Source organism: Butyrivibrio sp. AE2015 (assembly GCF_000420825.1).
Classification (GTDB): domain Bacteria; phylum Bacillota; class Clostridia; order Lachnospirales; family Lachnospiraceae; genus Butyrivibrio.
The window spans coordinates 1-17,449 of the sequence record NZ_ATVR01000001.1; the positions used below are offsets into that span (position 1 = coordinate 1).

Genomic DNA, 17,449 nt, shown 5'->3' on the forward strand with positions numbered 1-17,449 from the left:
CACCCGTCCGCCACTAAGAATATACAATCATCTGCCGAAGCTTCTGAAGCGTATATTCTCCGTTCGACTTGCATGTGTTAGGCACGCCGCCAGCGTTCATCCTGAGCCAGGATCGAACTCTCACGTTTAAAAGTTTGATCAGGCTAGAACTTAAGCTTGGCTTTTGTTCTGTCCGTTATTTACTAAATCTTTGTTCTGAATAAATTCTCTTGGAATTTTTCAGGGTTGCATTACTGTTTATTTGTCAAGGTACTTTGTTGTTGCGCTCTTCAGCAGCAACTCATTCAGTATATCGCAGCTTCAGATGTTTGTCAACAACTTTTTTGATTTATTTTTTTGAGTTTTTTCAAACCCATTTCGAAAACCGCTTAACTCTCGGCTTTCTTGCCCCTCTCTCAAGCGGGCAAAAGTTATTATAGCAAAGGGCCATACCAAATGCAACAACTTTTTTGAGAAATTTTTATAAATGTTTTTTATACATTATCTAGTAGCGTTTTCTGATAATACTACTATTCTTTGTGGTCGCATAATCCTTGTGCAACACATAGGCATAAATTGTATAATGAAGAAAATCAAAAGAATCAATAAGGTGATTTATGCAAAACACAAAAACTAAAACAAAAAATATGACAGAGGGATCCATTATAAAGCAAATCCTTCTATTCTCTATACCACTGATGTTTGGAAACATTTTCCAGATGCTTTACAACACCGTTGACTCCATAGTTGTTGGAAATTATGTAGGAAAAGAAGCATTGGCTGCTGTTGGTTCCACATCCATGATCGTCAACATGCTGGTATTTTTCTTTAATGGCTTTTCAATAGGTGCAGGAGTTGTCATCTCAAGATTCTTTGGAGCCAGGAATTCAGACAGACTGCATTCTGCTATTGAGACCACCATCACCACAACTTTCCTGTTCTGCATTCTATTTACTGCAATAGGGTACTATGGTGTTGATCCAATGTTAAGATTCATGAAGACTCCTGAAGATGTCTTCGGGCAGGCTCAGATTTATTTACAGATCTATTTCCTGGGGTTTTCCGGGCTACTTATATATAATATGGGAAGCGCTATACTCAGGGCTGTTGGAGACACTACCCGCCCTCTCCTTTTCCTTATGTTTACGAGTATAATGAATATCATTTTAGATATCCTGTTTGTTAAGTATTTCAGACTCGGCATCAGCGGAGCAGCTTATGCCACAATTATTTCCCAGCTTTTATCTGCTGTTATGGTCCTGGTTCTTCTGACTACTTCAAATGAAATTTATAAGTTCGTTTGGAAAGATATGAGATTTGATAAGGATATCCTTAAGAGTATTTTCATAGTTGGACTTCCCGCCGGAATACAATCTGTCATTACAGCATTTTCAAACGTCTTTGTCCAGTCCTATATAAATCACTTCGGTTCCAGTTGCATGGCAGGATGGAGCAGTTACAACAAGCTGGATACTTTTATAATGCTGCCTATGTCAAGTATGGCAATGGCAGCAACTACCTTTGTAAGTCAAAATATAGGTGCCGGAAAAAATGAGAGGGCTTCCAGAGGAACCAGAGTAACCCTCTTTTTAGCAGTCGGTGTTACCGTTGTTATCGCTGCTCTTTTATTTGTTTTTGCCGAACCCGCAATTGGCTGGTTTTCAAAAGATCAATCGGTTATAGACTTCGGAGCTCTCTTTATTCACGCCAATGTATTTTTCCTGATCGCAAACTGCGTGAATCACACACTTGCCGGTGCCCTGAGAGGACGCGGCGATTCCAAAGGGCCAATGTTCATAATGATCGGCTGCTTTGTTGTTATCAGGCAGATATACCTTTTTGTAGTAACCAGGTATATCGACAATACACCTCTTCTTGTTGGCCTCGGATATCCTGTAGGCTGGGTTACCTGCTGCCTGACAGAACTTATATACTACCGTATCAAATGGGGAAAAAAGGATTAAAAGAAAAAACAAAAAGCTCGCAAAACTGCGAGCTTTTTTTAACGGAGAAAGCGGGATTTGAACCCGCGCACCGCGCGAACGGTCTACACCCTTAGCAGGGGCGCCTCTTCAGCCACTTGAGTATTTCTCCATGCCTGAATCCCTCTACCAATATGTGGTTTTGAATTCATGCGCCTATGTCTAATAACCAAGACGCAAATGTAATTATACAAAGACCCAAAGGCTTTGTCAATTGTTTTCTCACTATTTATTATATACCATATTTCTTTAAATCAACTTTTCCATTTATAACTTCAACCCCCTCTTTTAAAAGAAGACTCTCCTGCACACCTTCTCCAAAAGCAAAATTGCCCGCGAGCTTTCCCTGTGAATTAACTACTCTAAAGCATGGTATGTTATCAGGATCTGGGTTGTTATGCAGCGCATTACCTACCGCCCTGCACATTCTCTTGTTCCCCGCCATTTCTGCAACCTGCCCATATGTAGCAACGTGCCCCTTAGGGATTCTTTTCACAGCTTCATATATTCTTTTGGTCGGAGAATCTGTGACAAGGTCATAGCTGTGTCCTATCATTCTCTTTATTTCTTCATCAGGGATAGTTCCATCAAGTATTACAGTATTCCAATGCTCTTTATTCTGATGGTACGCAGGAATTACAGAATCATATGCCTTGCGCCATAAGTCCCGCCAGTCAGGGTCAACCTTCACGTTGATATTTATATATCCATCTTTTTCATATGTCCATAAAAAGGCTTTCTTATTCCCCTTTACTCTGACAAGCTGCCAGTTTTGCTCTCTAAATGGCGCTTCCTTATATGTATCAGGAAAGGACAAACCATACTGTATAGCTTCTTCTCTAGTCTTCATTTTCAATTCCCTAATCGCACGATTTTAATCTAAATTATATTTCTCCCCTGCTGTCTCATAGAGGTTGTTTCCCATGGAGTCAATGACTACTATTGCCGGGAATCTCTCGACTTTGAGCTTTCTGATGGCTTCAGTTCCAAGGTCATCGTAAGCGATTACTTCTGACTGTATGATTGCTTTAGACAAAAGAGCTCCTGCTCCACCTATGGCTGCAAAGTAAACTGCATCATTTTTGACCATGGCATCTATTACTTCTTTTGACCTTTTTCCTTTACCTATCATCCCACTAAGGCCAAGATCAAGAAGTGCCGGTGCATACTTGTCCATACGGCTTGCTGTTGTTGGGCCTGCTGAACCTATTGGTCGACCTTCTCTTGCAGGTGATGGCCCCATATAGTATATGAGGTTTCCCTCCATATCAATAGGGAGCTTTTCTCCTTTGGCAAGCGCTTCAGACATTCGCTTATGGGCTGCATCTCTTGCTGTGTATATAGTTCCTGTAATATAAACCATATCACCTGCCTTAAGTTCCTTCATTTTATTCTTATCTACGGGAGCCTGAATTTCTATATCCATATTGTTATCTTCCATATTCTTTAAATTATGTGTTTTTAATTATTACAGTGTCTTAGTCACATGCCTGTTCACATGGCAGCATATATTTACTGCCACAGGAAGTCCTGCAATATGCGTTGCATAAGTATTGATGTTTACTGCAAGGGCTGTTATCTTACCGCCAAGACCAGCAGGCCCAATACCTGTTAAATTTATCATTTCGAGGATCTCTTTTTCCATTTCACAAACGTATTCTATCTCAGAATGCTCACCCACAGGTCTTGTCAGTGCCTCTTTTGCCATTTCAGCGCACTTCTCAAAGGTTCCACCAATTCCAACTCCAACTACCATAGGTGGACAGGCATTCGGCCCCGCATCTCTTACAGCCCTGACAACTGCTGCTTTGACGCCTTCTTCTCCGTCAGCTGGTTTTAGCATGAATACACGGCTCATATTCTCTGAACCAAAGCCCTTAGGTGCACAGGTGATTGTAACCTTATCACCAGGAACTATGTCATAATGAACGACAGCAGGTGTATTATCCTTTGTGTTCTCTCTTATCAGCGGATCTCCTACAACTGACTTTCTAAGATAACCTTCTGTATATCCCTGGCGAACGCCTTCATTTATTGCGTCATTTAAGTCTCCACCTACAAAGTGTACATCCTGTCCTATCTTAAAAAAGAACACTGCCATTCCGGTGTCCTGGCATATGGGAATCTGATCACTTTCTGCTATCTTCAAATTTTCCTGAAGCTGAGTAATAATTTTCTTCCCAAGTTCAGAGTCTTCTTCCTTTTCTGCCTTATCAAGAGCTCTCTGCATATCAGGAGAAAGCCTGTAATTGGCGCTGATGCACATATTTTTTACTGTCTGTGTTATTTCTGAAACGTTGATCTCGCGCATATAAAACCCTTCTATGTCGTTTTTTATTCTTTATTTATACAAAAAATAAGTAGACCCACAATGTGTGAATCTACTTAATATAATATCAGCCAATAATTGTATCTTTTATCTGAACAAGTTCTTCTGCTGAAGGGCTTGTAGGATTCCAAAGAATCTTTTGTCCGTCATTTTCATATCTAGGAATTACATGAAGATGAAAATGCATAACAGTCTGACCTGCTACAGGTCCGTTATTCTGCACAAGATTGAGTCCATCGCATGCAAGTTTCTCTTTCATAAGACCAGCTACTTTTTTGGCAACCTTAATTGCTCCAGCTGCCTTTTCTTCAGGAATCTCAAAAAGATCTGCGTAGTGCTCCTTAGGAAGAACCAATGCGTGTCCCTTTGTCGCAGGGCCGTTGTCCAAAATCACTCTGAAATCGTTATCCTCATATATTGTGTTTGATGGAATCTCTCCATTTGCAATTTTACAAAAAATACATCCGTCCATTACGCTAAGCCCTCCATAACTTTATTATTGCTAAATACTACTATATTAATAACTCCCAGCACAAACCCTGTCAGGAATCCTCCAAGATGCGCCGGTGTATTTGCTCCTTTTTGAAAAAAGCATGCTTCAACTACAAACACCAATAAAAACAGCATTCTTACAGCAGTTCCTCTATTCTTGAGAAAGGTCTTTCTGTTGGCTATGATCCAGGCAGATAAAAAACCTACGATTCCCATGATAGCACCGCTTGCTCCAATAGAAAACCATGTAAGGTTATTTCTGACCTCGTATGCCATTGATAGGATATTACCAAAAAATCCCGATAGCAAATAAAGAACTACATAATATAAATGCCCTGTGTAATTCTCAACAACAGCTCCAACAAGAATTAAAATAGCCATATTGTTGCAGATATGGTCGATATCTGCATGGAGAAACATGGCCGTGAAAATCCTGTAAAACTCTCCTTCGCCCAATATTCTCTCAGTTACCATGGCACCGTCAGCATACATCCATTTGGCAAAGTGCTGACTCATAATAAATATGATCACATTCAAAAGAAATATGGCAATACTAACGTAAGCATGTTTATAGATTTGTTTCTGTCTTTCCCAAAATTCTTCTTCCTGCATATATGTCACCAATAATGATCAGCCTTTTGTTTCCATTAGTTCAAAGAGTTGGTCCATACTTCTGAGGAGTTTAAAATCTCCCTTCATCTTTATGCTTCCGGCCATAAAGGCTCTCTGGAATGTCATATGACCATCAAGGATTTCTTCGAAGATTTTCTGATCCGTAGAGATAACCACGTCACAGCCTTCCTCTTCAGCCACACGGCAACTGCACTTTGAATTGTTTATATCGATAATGATGGGTTTAAGTTTTCCTCCATCAATGAAGTTTATTCTGTACTTGGCATTTATGCCTGCCACAGGAGTAAACTTCTTTAAAAGAACTTTTGCATATTCCTCGGGATTACCTGATGCTGCGCCGTCCTGCCCCATCTTATCCCTGAAGATGCTTGCAAGTTCCTGAAGATCTTCTTTTTGTTTCTTTACATATTTATCATCTGATGCATATTCCGAAAGCTGCTCAGATTCCTGAGGTGTGAGATCAATGCTGTTGGCAATTGCAACTTTATTTATAACCGCCTGATTGCTGGCAGGGAAAACAGGCATCTTTTGATTTATTGTCCTGTAAATGTTTTCAGCTTTTTTATCTATTATCTTGGTATACTCAGGGCTGTTCTCCAGCTTTGTTGTATCAGCGATGTATCCACATATTCCCTCACATGGAAGTCCCCCAAGCATCTCCCAGGCAGCCGCAAGACTCATCATGCCTTCGCGTTCTCCATGGGTTGTAGACATGACAACCGGTGCCATGTATATCTGCTTTATCTTCTCTTTGTCGCCATAGAGCCAGCAGGCATCCAAAAACTGCATCATGTATCCGCCAACACCGAACCATTCAACTGTAGAAGCAAGAATAACTCCATCTGCATCCTTCAAAGTGTTGGGCAAAGCAGTAATGCCGTTTCTCTGCTCATAGAGATTGTACTGCTGTACCTTAACATTTAATTCCTGTAAAACTGCTGTGATCTGCGAGATAACGCATAAGGTGGGATCATCGATGATTCCTCGTCCACCGTAATAGATATTAATCTTCATGAATACCCCTCCAACCAGTTAAAGATAGTATATCACATTTATCGAAGGTCAAAACATATTCTGCCCAATTTAACTTCGTCCCCTTCATCAATATAGATCTTTTTCTGTGCTGCAATTTTAAGGCCGTTAACAAAAGAGCCATTTGTTGATCCAAGATCAATAAGATCATTAGGAACAAAAAAAATTTTCATGCCAATAAAGTAGATTTTTTAATATTCTACTTTATTGGCAAAATGAATTCTCGCCAAAAAATAAAACCTCCTCATTACGAAGAAGTTTTATTTTTAATTCATATCACTATTGTTTCACTGTTATATGCCACATCATTATACATCAGGTATTCTTCATACTCGTCTAATCTCAAGCTTTTTGGCATTCTAGGTAATCCCCCATAATATTATCTATTACTTTTTTTTCTTCATCACTCATATCTGCTTTTAACTCTTCTATCATATCTGCATAATAAGGGATAAGATGATCGTTTAAGGCATAAAAGTATTTTTTGTTACCTGTCGTTTTAAACTTATCATAGTATTCAACTAAAACTCTGAGTAATGAAGGTAATCCATCCGTAGTAAAAATACAGTGATCACACATTGCCGCAATACAAGATTTTACCCGAGGCCGCTCACAACTATAGCCTAATGCTCTGCACTTGCAAAAAACACCTTTATCCTTAACCGGATATTCACACTTATTATTATCTTTATCTCTATATATAGTATTTCGACAAATAAACTTAACTTTTTCTCTATTATTGTGATACGACTCAAATAAGATAATCTTCTTTTTCACCATAACACCCCATAACCCATGATAAAAAATAGTCTATTATTATTATAAAGTCGATTTATTGCGTAATCAACTATATTCGATACAACCATGTTTTATGCGGTTTATGTCGGAAACTAATAAAGTAGATTATTTTTTTGTTCCGTTCTTTTTTTGTTTCTTTTAAAGATCAAAATAAAAAGTGAAATAATACCAGCTATCAAGAATGATAGAATGATGCAGGAAAATATGTCCTGCACTGACATAAAGGATGCTGCCGTCATGAATAACTTCACGTCTCCCGCGGCAATGCCTTTAAAAAGATATACAGGAAGCAAGATAACAAACGAAAAAGCGATTGCTGTCATTGCAGCCAGTAGAGATTCCAGCCCACCCAAGGCTGCTGTGATGATTCCAACAAGTAATCCCGGAATCAACCAGAAATTATAAATCCTGTCTTTGTAAAGATCGGTAAAAACCGCTCCAGACAAGAGGGTCAACAAAACCGTATCTATATAAGCTCACTCCTTTCTGTTTTTCTTCGAGCTCGCGAGTATAGAATTTATCAAATTTGAGTTTTGTTGTAAACCCCCTTTTTCTGAATCGTCACTTTGCATAAATTAATTCAAACTACATAGCCTCTGTTCATGGAAAGTGCTGTAACGTCTTCGTTTAAGCTGTGTTTTCCGTATGTGAGACCTGCATAGACTTTCTGAGTGTTGTTCATCATAGGTTCGCTGTTATCATTTTTTTCCAGCTCCCTGTAGGCTTCGTGAAGAGCTTTGATATTTTTCTTCACTCTCCAAATTCTATGAAGACTATGATTTGCTCCGGAAACAATTAATTCTTTTTTCGAAAAAATGTAAATTTTATGGAGCATTTTTCCCAAATCTGTGTACAGATTTACTGAACGGATTAATTCATCCAAACAGTTCTGAGCTTTTAGTAAGCTCTTTTCACCATCAGATTTCTGTCCGACGCTTATCTCATCCAGCGCATCGTCAAGATAATCAATGATCATCTCGTAAAGTATGGTTATCATCTGGGTTTTGTTGGCCTGAGTTATTTTTAATGTGAATTCCTGTTTTTTCTCCTGAGTCATGTGGCACCTCGATTCGTTACAAGTCAGCGTTTACGGGTTACTGCAGAAGCTGCAACACCTGTGAAGGTCTTTCATTGGCCTGTGCCATCATAGATGTTCCTGCCTGTGAAAGTACCTGCTGAGTTGAGTAAACAGTCATTTCCTCTGCCATATCCACGTCCATAATCCTCGAATAAGCTGCTGTCATATTCTCAACTGTTATGTCGAGTCCGCTTACTGTGTGTTCAAGCCTGTTCTGATAAGCACCGAGTCTGCTTCGAATTGCACTGATCTCTGAAATAGCGTTCTTAATGCTGTCAATTCCCTCTCTTGCACCAGCCTCATTGGCAAGATCAAGGTTATAAAGTCCAAGGGTCGTGAGGGAAATCTTATTTATTCTGATATCAAGGGTCTGACCCTCATTTGCGCCGACCTGCATTGTCATGGCTCCCTTTGTTGTAAGTTCAACATTAAGGTCTCCAACATATGGCTCGTCAATCTGGATCGAGAGCTTTTTACCTGTACTGTCTGACAGAGTAAGAACATCCTCCTGGATTGATACAAGCATATTGTTTGTCATATACTCTTCGCCATCTTTATAGATCTTAATATCTTTTAAAACCGCTTCTTCGCAGAAGATTCCTTTTTTATCAACTCCGGTTGTACCAACAAGGTTGATATAGCTGACATTTAAGCCGGTTATCTTATAAGTACCCTGGTCCATGTTGTCAGAATATGTACTCACTTTGATGTTTGGATTGGTCTTTCCATTCTGATCGGTTACGTATCCTTTCAGGTCAAAAGAGCCATCGAGAATGCTCTGGCCATTGAACTGAGTTGTGTCGGCCATTCTTTCTATTTCTTCTTTCAAAAGAGTTACCTCTGCCTGGATAGTCTGACGATCAGTATCAGTAAGGGTTCCATTACTTGCCTGAACAGCAAGCTGATTCATTCTCTGAAGAACTTCATGGATCTCAGATAGCGTTCCATCTGCAACCTGAACAATTGAGATCGCATCATTTGAAGAAGCGTTTGCTACTCCAAGTCCTTCTATCTGGGAATTCATTCTTCTGGACATTGCAAGGCCTGATGGATTATCTTTGGCATTCGCAATCTTAAGACCACTTGATAATCTCTCTAAAGATTCGGAGAGAAGTTTGTCGTTTTTCTGAAGTGAATTATTCGCGATCATAGCTGATACGTTGTAGTTAACTTTCATTTTTTACCTCATTTCTGCGCGTACCTGGCTCTTATCAAAGAGCTTCAATAAATGCTTTTGCCATTCTAAGTAATGTACCTGTATTTGTAATTTTTCTTTCGCCGTCCATGGCCTTTGCATCGATCGTGCTGCTAATTTGAGGCACCTTCACTCCATAAAGGATTCCTATCTGATTTTGGTCTACACCCAGATCCTTTATCTTTTCTGAAAGTTTCCTGCACAGCTTTTCTTTTACACCTACAAGATATTCAGACTCTTCGCGGCTTTCCGACATGGAAGTGGTGATCATTCCTTTTATAGATCCGCCTTCTTCGTAGAGACTGGCTGTTAATAGGCCATACTCATAGGTCTGAATACTTGCGTCCATCCTTGTTTTTGAAGTGTCATCGCTTTTTAAGGTGACATGCATCGAAACGCTGGTTCCTTCTATTTCCACAGGAACATCGAAATCAGCATTGCCCGATGCTTTTTTCATAACTGAAATCTGTTTCTGCATGAGCGTGATAGCTTTCACATCGATGTAGCTATCTTCCGTGCTCATCAAAGCCTCTGTCAGTTTTTCTGAAATCTGATCCAGCTTTTTTCTGTAAGAACCTTCATAATTATCTTCATCAAGAAGTGTCAAAAGATCTTCCTCGTCCTTCTTGATAGAGCCATCAATTTCCGAGGCCTTATCCCAAAGCTTTCCTCTTTTTCGCTCTCTTTTATTTTCGATCATGGCTTCCAGGTTGTTGAAGTTTAGCTCAACCTGCTCAGTTTCCATTTCATCTATAGCTGCCCCGGCTTCTTTGGATTCGCCGACCTCTCTGATATGCCTTAGATTTTCTTTTGTATACGCCTTCTCAAGTTCCTCATCGGTGTCGCTTTCACTTAGTATTTTGGAGAGCTGTGTCAAAAGAGTATTCTTTTTAGGATCTGCTGCCTTGAGTTTTTCAGGTTCAAGATTCTCGTATACTATATCGGCATGAGCCTTATAAAATATAAATGCCGAATTAATCTGTTCATCAATTCTTTCTCCTGCGGCGTTATTTTTAATCTCAAGGCCTCCAAACTCATCATCTACTGTATAATCAATTCCACGATCCGCCTTCTTCTGAGTTCTTGTCGCATCAAGAAGATTTCCTAAAGTCATCTCTTTTCCCATCTTTAAAAGATCACCTATTGCCTTGTGATCGTTTGCCTTCAGGGTGTGAAAGAGTCTGTAGATTCCTATAAAAGTTTTTCTTTCTTCTTTAGTTATTCCGTTGTTCTTTTCAAGCTTATATAAAAACTTTGAATATTTCTCGTCGGATTTTTTACCTGAGTCATTCTTGTTTTTTCCGAACTCGTTTTGATCAAGACCTTTTGACAGTTCTTCTATGGTCATTCCAAGCGGATTTTTCCCGTTACGGATCAGATCAAGCACAGCTCCGGGCTTAAGTCTGTCCATAGTCTCTTTAAGTCTGAGGTCATATGCTCTTACTTTTTCAAAATTCTCTTCATTTATTTCAAGTGAATTATAACCAAGGATCCTTATTGCCCTTCGGTTTTCATCAGTAATCTCTTTTCCCAGATTCAAAAGTATTTCATCAACATTCCTAAAGGCTTTCTCGATGCTGTCTCCAAGATCTGCCCTCGGAGCAGTCTCCATCTTTTCATAGTCCTCTCTTGCTGCCCTGAATTTCTGAGTAAGATCAAAAGAAACACTGCTGATATCTAAGAGACTTGCAGTCTCAATATGATCAAGTAATGCGCCGGTCACATCTACCGGTCCCTGCTTTATAATATCTACTCTGGTCATGGTCATACTGAAAATGTATGCTTTATTCTCAGCATTAACCTGAGTTTTTTCGTCTATTATCCTTCCTGCCAACTCACCTGACAGGTTCTTTAGCTCTTCCTTTATAAGCTCCACATATTTCTCCATCGGCTTTAAGTCGATTTCAAAATTCTTATCAGCCATTTTAGAATTAGCCTCAGCGCTCATTTTTATTCTGCTTTCTTCAAGCTGTAATCTCTGAGTCAGAAGCTTTTTTGATGTGCTTTCAGGATCATGAAGATTTGCTTCTTTGGCAGCTTTCCCATCGGCAAGTGCTGCTGCTATAGCCTTTGCTCCAAGCTCTGTTGTCACAGGAAACTCTATTTCTTTTATATCAATTACTGCTTCTAAATTTTCTTTTGTAAGAGGAATTCCCTGCTCAATAGTCCATTTAGCCTGTTCAATATTATTATCATCACTCTCATCAAGGCCACTTTCCCTAACTATGTTCTCTATCTGAGGGCGTACCTGCTCAAAGTCAAGGTTATCAGCTTTTTTGGCATAATACCCATTGCAGTCCTGGGCATAAAAGCCCCTTCCACTCGCATTTTGTCCATTGGTACTGTGCTGCGCCAGGTAAATATTGTTTATCGTGGGCTCTTTCCCATTAAGAACAAGGTATTTGACTGCAGAGTCGTCTATTTTTTCAATATCAGATATCTGCTCAAATGCCTGCTTTGCTTCACTAACATTTTTAGTTGTAACTGGAATATCGTTTTCTGAAAAACTCTTCTGAAGAGCTGCTGCAAAAGACCTGTTTCCGGTGATCTTTTCAAGCTTATCAAGGCTAAGATCATCGTTGTAACCTGCGATAACTGTCCCTGCTTCTAAGAGGGCACTTTTTATCTTATCCATTATGGTTACAGTCTCTGCGCTATTTAGATTTCCAAAATCAAATCCACCTTCAAGGACAGCTGCGTAGTCCTCATCAGACATGGTATTTGATAAAAGAGCCATGTAATTATGCTTATTTTGAACATCCGTGTTCTGTGCCAGATTCTTTACATCATCAAGGCTTTTTGTGCTCTGCGCATATGCATCGCTGCTAAAAAAGCTTGAATTCAGATCAACCAGAAAAGAATTTGCCTTTGTCTGCTCTGTTCTGTTTGATCCTGTATAAATCCTATTATCTGCTTCCGTGCTTTTGATAATCTGTTCATTAGCTGACCTCTTGTCGCTAATAGTCTGAAAAGTTAAACTCATATATGCCTTTCTACGGAAACTTGTTTGTACTAAAAAAGGTGATGGATACATCATCCATCACCTTCTATTTCGGCTCTTAGGAAAAAAATCTTAAGATTTCTTTTGTGTTTTCTTAGTCTGGAAAACAAAGACCTCCGCTCCATAGGGCGGCAGATCAAAGGTTATGCTGTAGTCCTTGTAATCGCAAAGTCCTTCAACCGCTTCTATCTTCTTTGGAATGTTACTTCCAAATCCGCCATACTTCTTTTCCGCACTGTCCAATATATGAGTGTAAGTACCTGCAAAAGGAACTCCAACCATGAAGCCCTTTCTCTCAACGGGAGTCATGTTAAGAACAAACAGAACGTTATCCTTGCCATTTATTGCTCTTCTGTAGAAGCTGTAAGTACTGCGCTCCTTATCATCGGCATTTATCCACTCAAATCCGCCCCAGTCATCATCAACTTCATATAATGCAGGGTATTTTCTGTACATTTTAAGGAGCTCGCCAACATAGTCCTTCATTCCTCTGTTGAGATCGTTTTCAAGGAGGAACCAGTCAAGCTCTCTCTTTTCGCTCCATTCTCTCTCCTGTCCAAATTCCTGTCCCATGAACAAGAGCTTTTTACCGGAATGTCCAAACATGAATGTGTATCCGGCACGAAGATTGGCGTACTTATCAACCTGATAGCCCGGCATCTTCTCAACCATAGAGCACTTCAAATGAACAACCTCATCGTGAGATAGAGGTAAAATATATTTCTCAGAGCTGTTGTAGCTCATGGCGAAGGTCATCATATAATGTGCACCCTGCCTGAAATATGGGTCAAGCTTCATATATTCGCAGAAATCATGCATCCATCCCATGTTCCATTTAAAGGCAAAGCCCAGACCGTCCTCTTCAGGCGCAGCTGTAACCTTCGGCCATGCTGTTGATTCTTCTGCTATTGTAAGAACCTGTGGATAAGTTCCTCTGACTACGCTGTTAAAGTGTTTAAAGAACTCAATCGCCTCAAGATTCTTGTTATCGCCATATTTGTTTGGAACCCACTGACCATCTTTTTTACCATAGTCAAGATAAAGCATGGAAGCAACCGCATCCACTCTAAGTCCATCCACATGGAATTTCCTTATCCAGAAAAGAGCATTTGCAATAAGGAAGTTTTTAACTTCAGGCTTTTCAAGATTGAATATCTTGGTCCCCCAATCAGGATGCTCTCCCTTCCTTGGGTCCGGATGCTCATAGATACACTGGCCATCAAAGCAGGCAAGACCAAACTCGTCTGTTGCAAAATGCGCAGGTACCCAGTCAAGAATTACTCCAATGTTATTCTTGTGAAGCTTGTTCACAAGATACATGAAGTCTTTAGGCTCACCATATCTTGATGTTGGTGCATAATAACCTGTAACCTGATATCCCCATGAGCCATCAAAAGGATGTTCTGCAATTCCTATGAGCTCAATGTGGGTGTACTGCATCTCTTTTAAATACTCGACAATTCTGTCAGCAAACTGTCTGTATGTATAAAATCCGTCTTCTGTGCCATCGGGATGCTTCATCCATGATCCAATGTGGCACTCATAAATTGATAAAGGCTGACGATTTATGTCTTTTCCCTTACTGTTGTCAAACCATTTGGAATCAGTCCACTTAAAACCGGAAAGATCTGTAGTTCTTGATGCGTTGCCCGGACGAAGCTCTGCAAAGTTGGCATAAGGATCTGCCTTGTAAAGCTTTCTTCCATCCTGAGTAGTTATAAGGTACTTGTACAGTTCTCCTATTCCTACCCCCGGAATAAATCCTGTCCATATGTTTCCTGTCTTTGTCCTCTCAAGACGGTTTGCATTCTCATCCCAGTTGTTAAAAGAGCCAACCACATGAACATCTGCGGCATTGGGCGCCCATACGGCAAAGAAGTATCCCTTTTTCCCCTTTTCCGTTGAAGGATGCGCTCCAAGCTTTTCATATATTTCGTAATGCGTTCCCTGACCAAACAGATACTCATCTGCTTCGGAAATAAATACTTTTTCTGCCATAAACAGCCCCCTCAAATTTTTAAAGTATTTAATGCATAAAGTCTTTTTCTCTTAAAATTACCATGTCGTTCTCGTCATAGCGCTTGTTGACGATAACATCTACAAAATGAGATATTGATCTCTTCTCTGCGTAGTAAATTGCGTCATCAATAATATCTTTTACCTCAGAAACAGTCACCTCATGGTCAAGTGTCTGTCTCTCTGAAATTCTTGTGTGAAGAGCCAGAATTCCGAGGTTATCAATAGAATACTCTTTTTCAAGAGCATACTGTCTTGCGTACGCTACAAGTGAATCATCGTCGAGAGCTTCTATGTCAACTCTTACGTTAAAGCTCTGCTTAAGAGACGGATTCTTATCGAGGAATCTGTTCATATCCTCTTTGGTATCTTCCATTACGATGATAAGGCCCTTATTCTCTTCCTGAAGTACTTTTAGAAGTTCGTTTACTGTTTCAGGCTCAAGGTCCGCTGCTCTTTGTATGATAAGTGCTCCGTTTGCAAGTTTATCAAAGATGCTTTCAACACTCTTTTTATTGAGAGTGTTAGCTGTTATCTTGGCAACCTTACCACTGAAGTTGGAATCAGATGCCTGCACTGCCTTTATAAGACCCTTTGCAAGGTTAACTGTTCCTGCGCCTTCTTCACCGGTCACGATAGCATTTCCGCTAAATGCATCCATGCTCATATTGTCAATTGCATTGATGATCTGGCGTCTTGACTTTTTATGATGGATATATGGTCCAAAGAGCTGCTTTTCTTCAGGAGTCATCGTCCTTACGCGCTCTTCAATCTCCCTGTTTCCAATATGTCTCTTAGCTGCGCCGTTCTCAGCTTTTTTATTCTTTTTGTCTTTCTTCTTATCTGCCTTTTTGTTCTTTTGGGGCTCTTCAGACTCCTTGGACTTTTCAGGTGATTTTTCTTCTTCCTCATCATCCTGATCTTCTTCGTCTTCAGAATCTTCTTTTTCTTCTGTATCTTTCTCTTCTACAGGAGCTTCCTCCTCTTCTTCATCTTCCTCTTCTGAAGATTCATTTGAGGTTTCCTTTTCCTCTTCCTTAGGCTCTTCTACGTTCTCAGCTTCCTCGCTATCAAGCTTCTTTTCTTCTTCAGGCTTTTTAGCTTCATTTTCCTCTAAAAGATCCTCTTCTACGATCTTCTCAAGCTCTGCTGTCTCATCAAGGAATACCTCTTCCTTGGTTTCTGACCCCTCATCAAGTTCCTCAGACTTGATAACATCGTCAACTGCATTGTCGATAATATCTTCTTTATTCTTGGACCAGTCGCCTCTTCCTGACGCTTTTTCATGACGCTCTCTCTTCAAAGCATCAGCAATTGCCCTCTCCATCTTCTCCTGAAGGCCGACTTTTGTCTTTTCATCGAAATCAGCAAAAAGATCTCCAGTCTCCTCAGCTACAAGTTTTTTAACTCTCTCCAGCTGCTTCTCCTGCTGGCTCTTTTTATAAGACTCCCAGTTGAGCATGTATTCGTCAATACTGATCTGGCCTGTTATCTGCTTTTCAACTTCAGGTTCAGGCTCAACGGCCATCGAAATCTGACCGTCGTATTCCTGTGAAAGGAAACTATCAAAATGGCTTGGCGCCTGGTATGCAGCGTTAGGATGGATTACCGCTCCCGGAACTTCATCCTCAAGTGGCTTCTCATCATATACAGGAGTATGGCTTACCTTTTCCTCCCCCAAAATAGGGCCGTTTCCACCATACTTTATCTCAATATTCATTGAAGGCTCTTCCGGAATAGTACTGTCTTCCTGCTTTTCAAGATCTTTTTCTGCTGTTGCCTGGGCAAAGATCTCCTGCATTCCCATGTCAGATTCTTTTTCTACTTCAAAAATCTCTGATGTTATAGGCTGAACAGGGCTGACAGGACTGGTTTCCTGATCTGTTACTGGAGTATAATTCAGCTCCTGATCAGAATCGCTGTCGTTCATTACTGCCTTTAGATTCTCAGCAAGTGCCTCCTGAAGATTCATAGTGTTATACGCACTTACATCAACTGATGGCTCCTTTATTTCGCTGATATGAGGATAAACAATCCTATCCATTTCTCTGGTAGGACTGTCTGAAGAAAGATCTGATGTATAATTTTCCTCTGCAGGCTGGTTCTTATCTGCAAAAGAATCCTCGTGCTCTGAAGCGTTATATGCTGCAATATCTGCGTCTGTTACAGGTGGCATTTCTTTGGTTGGCTGTTTAATCTCAACAGTGCGTGGGTCATCATTGCCGACCTGATCAAGAGCCTTGTCTATAACAACGCTCTTATCAACATATCCGCCGTGTGCCTGTTTATATCTAACATATCTGTCCTGCTGTTCCTTGGAAAGAGGCTCATGAAGCGCTTTAAGTTCAAGGGCCTTCATAACATAATTGCCGTCACCAAGCCACAAAAACATCTCATCACAGGTCTCGATACACTCTGTTGTGAGGCCTACGCGATGATATAAATATGCCAGCTCATATACCCATTTTTCTTTATAATCGTGTTTTTTATACTCTTCAAGAACAGCTATTCTCTCCTCAAGGCTGACGTCCTGTGCCTCATAGAGCTTGTACTGAAGAATATACCTTCCAGTATCTCTTGGTGCTATTCTTACGAATTCTTTGTAATACTCCACTGCCTGAACAAACTCGCCCATTTTAATAGCAAGTTCGCACAAAGAGTAAACTATAGCCCTACCTGTAGGGTGTCTATCATAAGCCATAAGGAGAACATCTCTGCTCTCTTCATAGCGCCTGTTTATCTTATACAGATCGCTTATCATACAAAGCATCTGCACGCTTCTGACTTTTTTCCAGTCGATTGTGTCCGCGATCCTAACTGCTTCGGCAAATCTGCCTTCCCCCACCAGAGCTTTTATTTCGTCCGCTCTGATCTTGTACTCAACTTTATCCAAAATATCCACCTCTTTGGTGCC

General features: G+C 40.3%; 15 protein-coding genes, 1 tRNA gene and 1 rRNA gene. 1 reads left to right on the forward strand and 16 read right to left on the reverse strand.

Going from position 1 to position 17,449, the window contains the following annotated elements; genetic code table 11:
* A 16S ribosomal RNA gene (locus G585_RS0100005) occupies positions 1-128 on the reverse strand; the annotation flags it as partial.
* 498 nt (positions 129-626) lie between these two features.
* On the opposite strand from G585_RS0100005, the gene G585_RS0100010 reads away from it, so the two are divergent.
* A complete protein-coding gene (locus G585_RS0100010) occupies positions 627-1,943 on the forward strand; it encodes an MATE family efflux transporter (protein WP_196802872.1) in 1,317 nt (438 codons plus the stop codon).
* Between the two features lie 42 nt (positions 1,944-1,985).
* Here G585_RS0100010 and G585_RS0100015 read toward each other — a convergent pair.
* The 15 genes from G585_RS0100015 to G585_RS0100085 all read right to left on the reverse strand — a co-directional run bounded on the left by G585_RS0100015 (position 1,986) and on the right by G585_RS0100085 (position 17,428).
* Positions 1,986-2,073, reverse strand: a tRNA-Ser gene (locus tag G585_RS0100015).
* A gap of 120 nt (positions 2,074-2,193) precedes the next feature.
* Positions 2,194-2,811 carry a methylated-DNA--[protein]-cysteine S-methyltransferase gene (locus G585_RS0100020; RefSeq protein WP_022772089.1) on the reverse strand — a complete coding sequence of 206 codons (618 nt, stop codon included), beginning with the start codon at positions 2,809-2,811 and terminating at the stop codon, positions 2,194-2,196.
* A gap of 24 nt (positions 2,812-2,835) precedes the next feature.
* The gene (locus G585_RS0100025) at positions 2,836-3,402 is read right to left on the reverse strand and encodes a Fe-S-containing hydro-lyase (RefSeq protein WP_081644715.1); all 567 of its coding nucleotides are present in this window, start codon (positions 3,400-3,402) and stop codon (positions 2,836-2,838) included.
* A gap of 27 nt (positions 3,403-3,429) precedes the next feature.
* On the reverse strand, positions 3,430-4,272 hold the full coding sequence (locus G585_RS0100030; protein ID WP_022772092.1) for a fumarate hydratase: 843 nt from the start codon (positions 4,270-4,272) through the stop codon (positions 3,430-3,432).
* Positions 4,273-4,357: 85 nt separating this feature from the next.
* A complete protein-coding gene (locus G585_RS0100035; RefSeq protein WP_022772093.1) occupies positions 4,358-4,762 on the reverse strand; it encodes an HIT family protein in 405 nt (134 codons plus the stop codon).
* The gene (locus G585_RS0100040; RefSeq protein ID WP_022772095.1) at positions 4,762-5,394 is read right to left on the reverse strand and encodes a rhomboid family intramembrane serine protease; all 633 of its coding nucleotides are present in this window, start codon (positions 5,392-5,394) and stop codon (positions 4,762-4,764) included. Before G585_RS0100040 ends, G585_RS0100035 begins: the two co-directional genes overlap by 1 nt.
* 18 nt (positions 5,395-5,412) lie before the next feature.
* Positions 5,413-6,429, reverse strand: coding sequence for an SCP2 sterol-binding domain-containing protein (locus G585_RS0100045; protein ID WP_022772096.1), 1,017 nt, complete (start codon positions 6,427-6,429; stop codon positions 5,413-5,415).
* Between the two features lie 38 nt (positions 6,430-6,467).
* Entirely contained in the window at positions 6,468-6,620 is a 153-nt protein-coding gene (locus G585_RS19260; protein ID WP_022772097.1) for an FHA domain-containing protein, read from the reverse strand.
* A 169-nt stretch (positions 6,621-6,789) separates the two neighbouring features.
* Positions 6,790-7,227 (reverse strand): hypothetical protein, encoded by a 438-nt coding sequence (locus G585_RS0100055; RefSeq protein WP_022772099.1) that lies wholly within the window; start codon positions 7,225-7,227, stop codon positions 6,790-6,792.
* A 110-nt stretch (positions 7,228-7,337) separates the two neighbouring features.
* Positions 7,338-7,703, reverse strand: a complete 366-nt coding sequence (locus G585_RS20140) for a prepilin peptidase (RefSeq protein ID WP_022772100.1) — start codon at positions 7,701-7,703, stop codon at positions 7,338-7,340.
* Positions 7,704-7,825: 122 nt separating this feature from the next.
* Positions 7,826-8,302, reverse strand: coding sequence for a flagellar protein FliS (locus G585_RS0100065; RefSeq protein WP_022772102.1), 477 nt, complete (start codon positions 8,300-8,302; stop codon positions 7,826-7,828).
* Positions 8,303-8,339: 37 nt separating this feature from the next.
* Complete coding sequence (locus tag G585_RS0100070) at positions 8,340-9,500, reverse strand: flagellin N-terminal helical domain-containing protein (RefSeq protein WP_022772103.1); 1,161 nt, start codon at positions 9,498-9,500, stop codon at positions 8,340-8,342.
* A 34-nt stretch (positions 9,501-9,534) separates the two neighbouring features.
* Positions 9,535-12,501 carry a DUF6240 domain-containing protein gene (locus tag G585_RS0100075; protein ID WP_155827677.1) on the reverse strand — a complete coding sequence of 989 codons (2,967 nt, stop codon included), beginning with the start codon at positions 12,499-12,501 and terminating at the stop codon, positions 9,535-9,537.
* A 90-nt stretch (positions 12,502-12,591) separates the two neighbouring features.
* Entirely contained in the window at positions 12,592-14,517 is a 1,926-nt protein-coding gene (gene glgB, locus G585_RS0100080; protein WP_022772106.1) for a 1,4-alpha-glucan branching protein GlgB, read from the reverse strand.
* A 28-nt stretch (positions 14,518-14,545) separates the two neighbouring features.
* Positions 14,546-17,428: a tetratricopeptide repeat protein gene (locus G585_RS0100085; RefSeq protein WP_022772107.1), complete on the reverse strand. Its 2,883-nt coding sequence runs from the start codon at positions 17,426-17,428 to the stop codon at positions 14,546-14,548.
* Positions 17,429-17,449 lie beyond the last annotated feature (21 nt).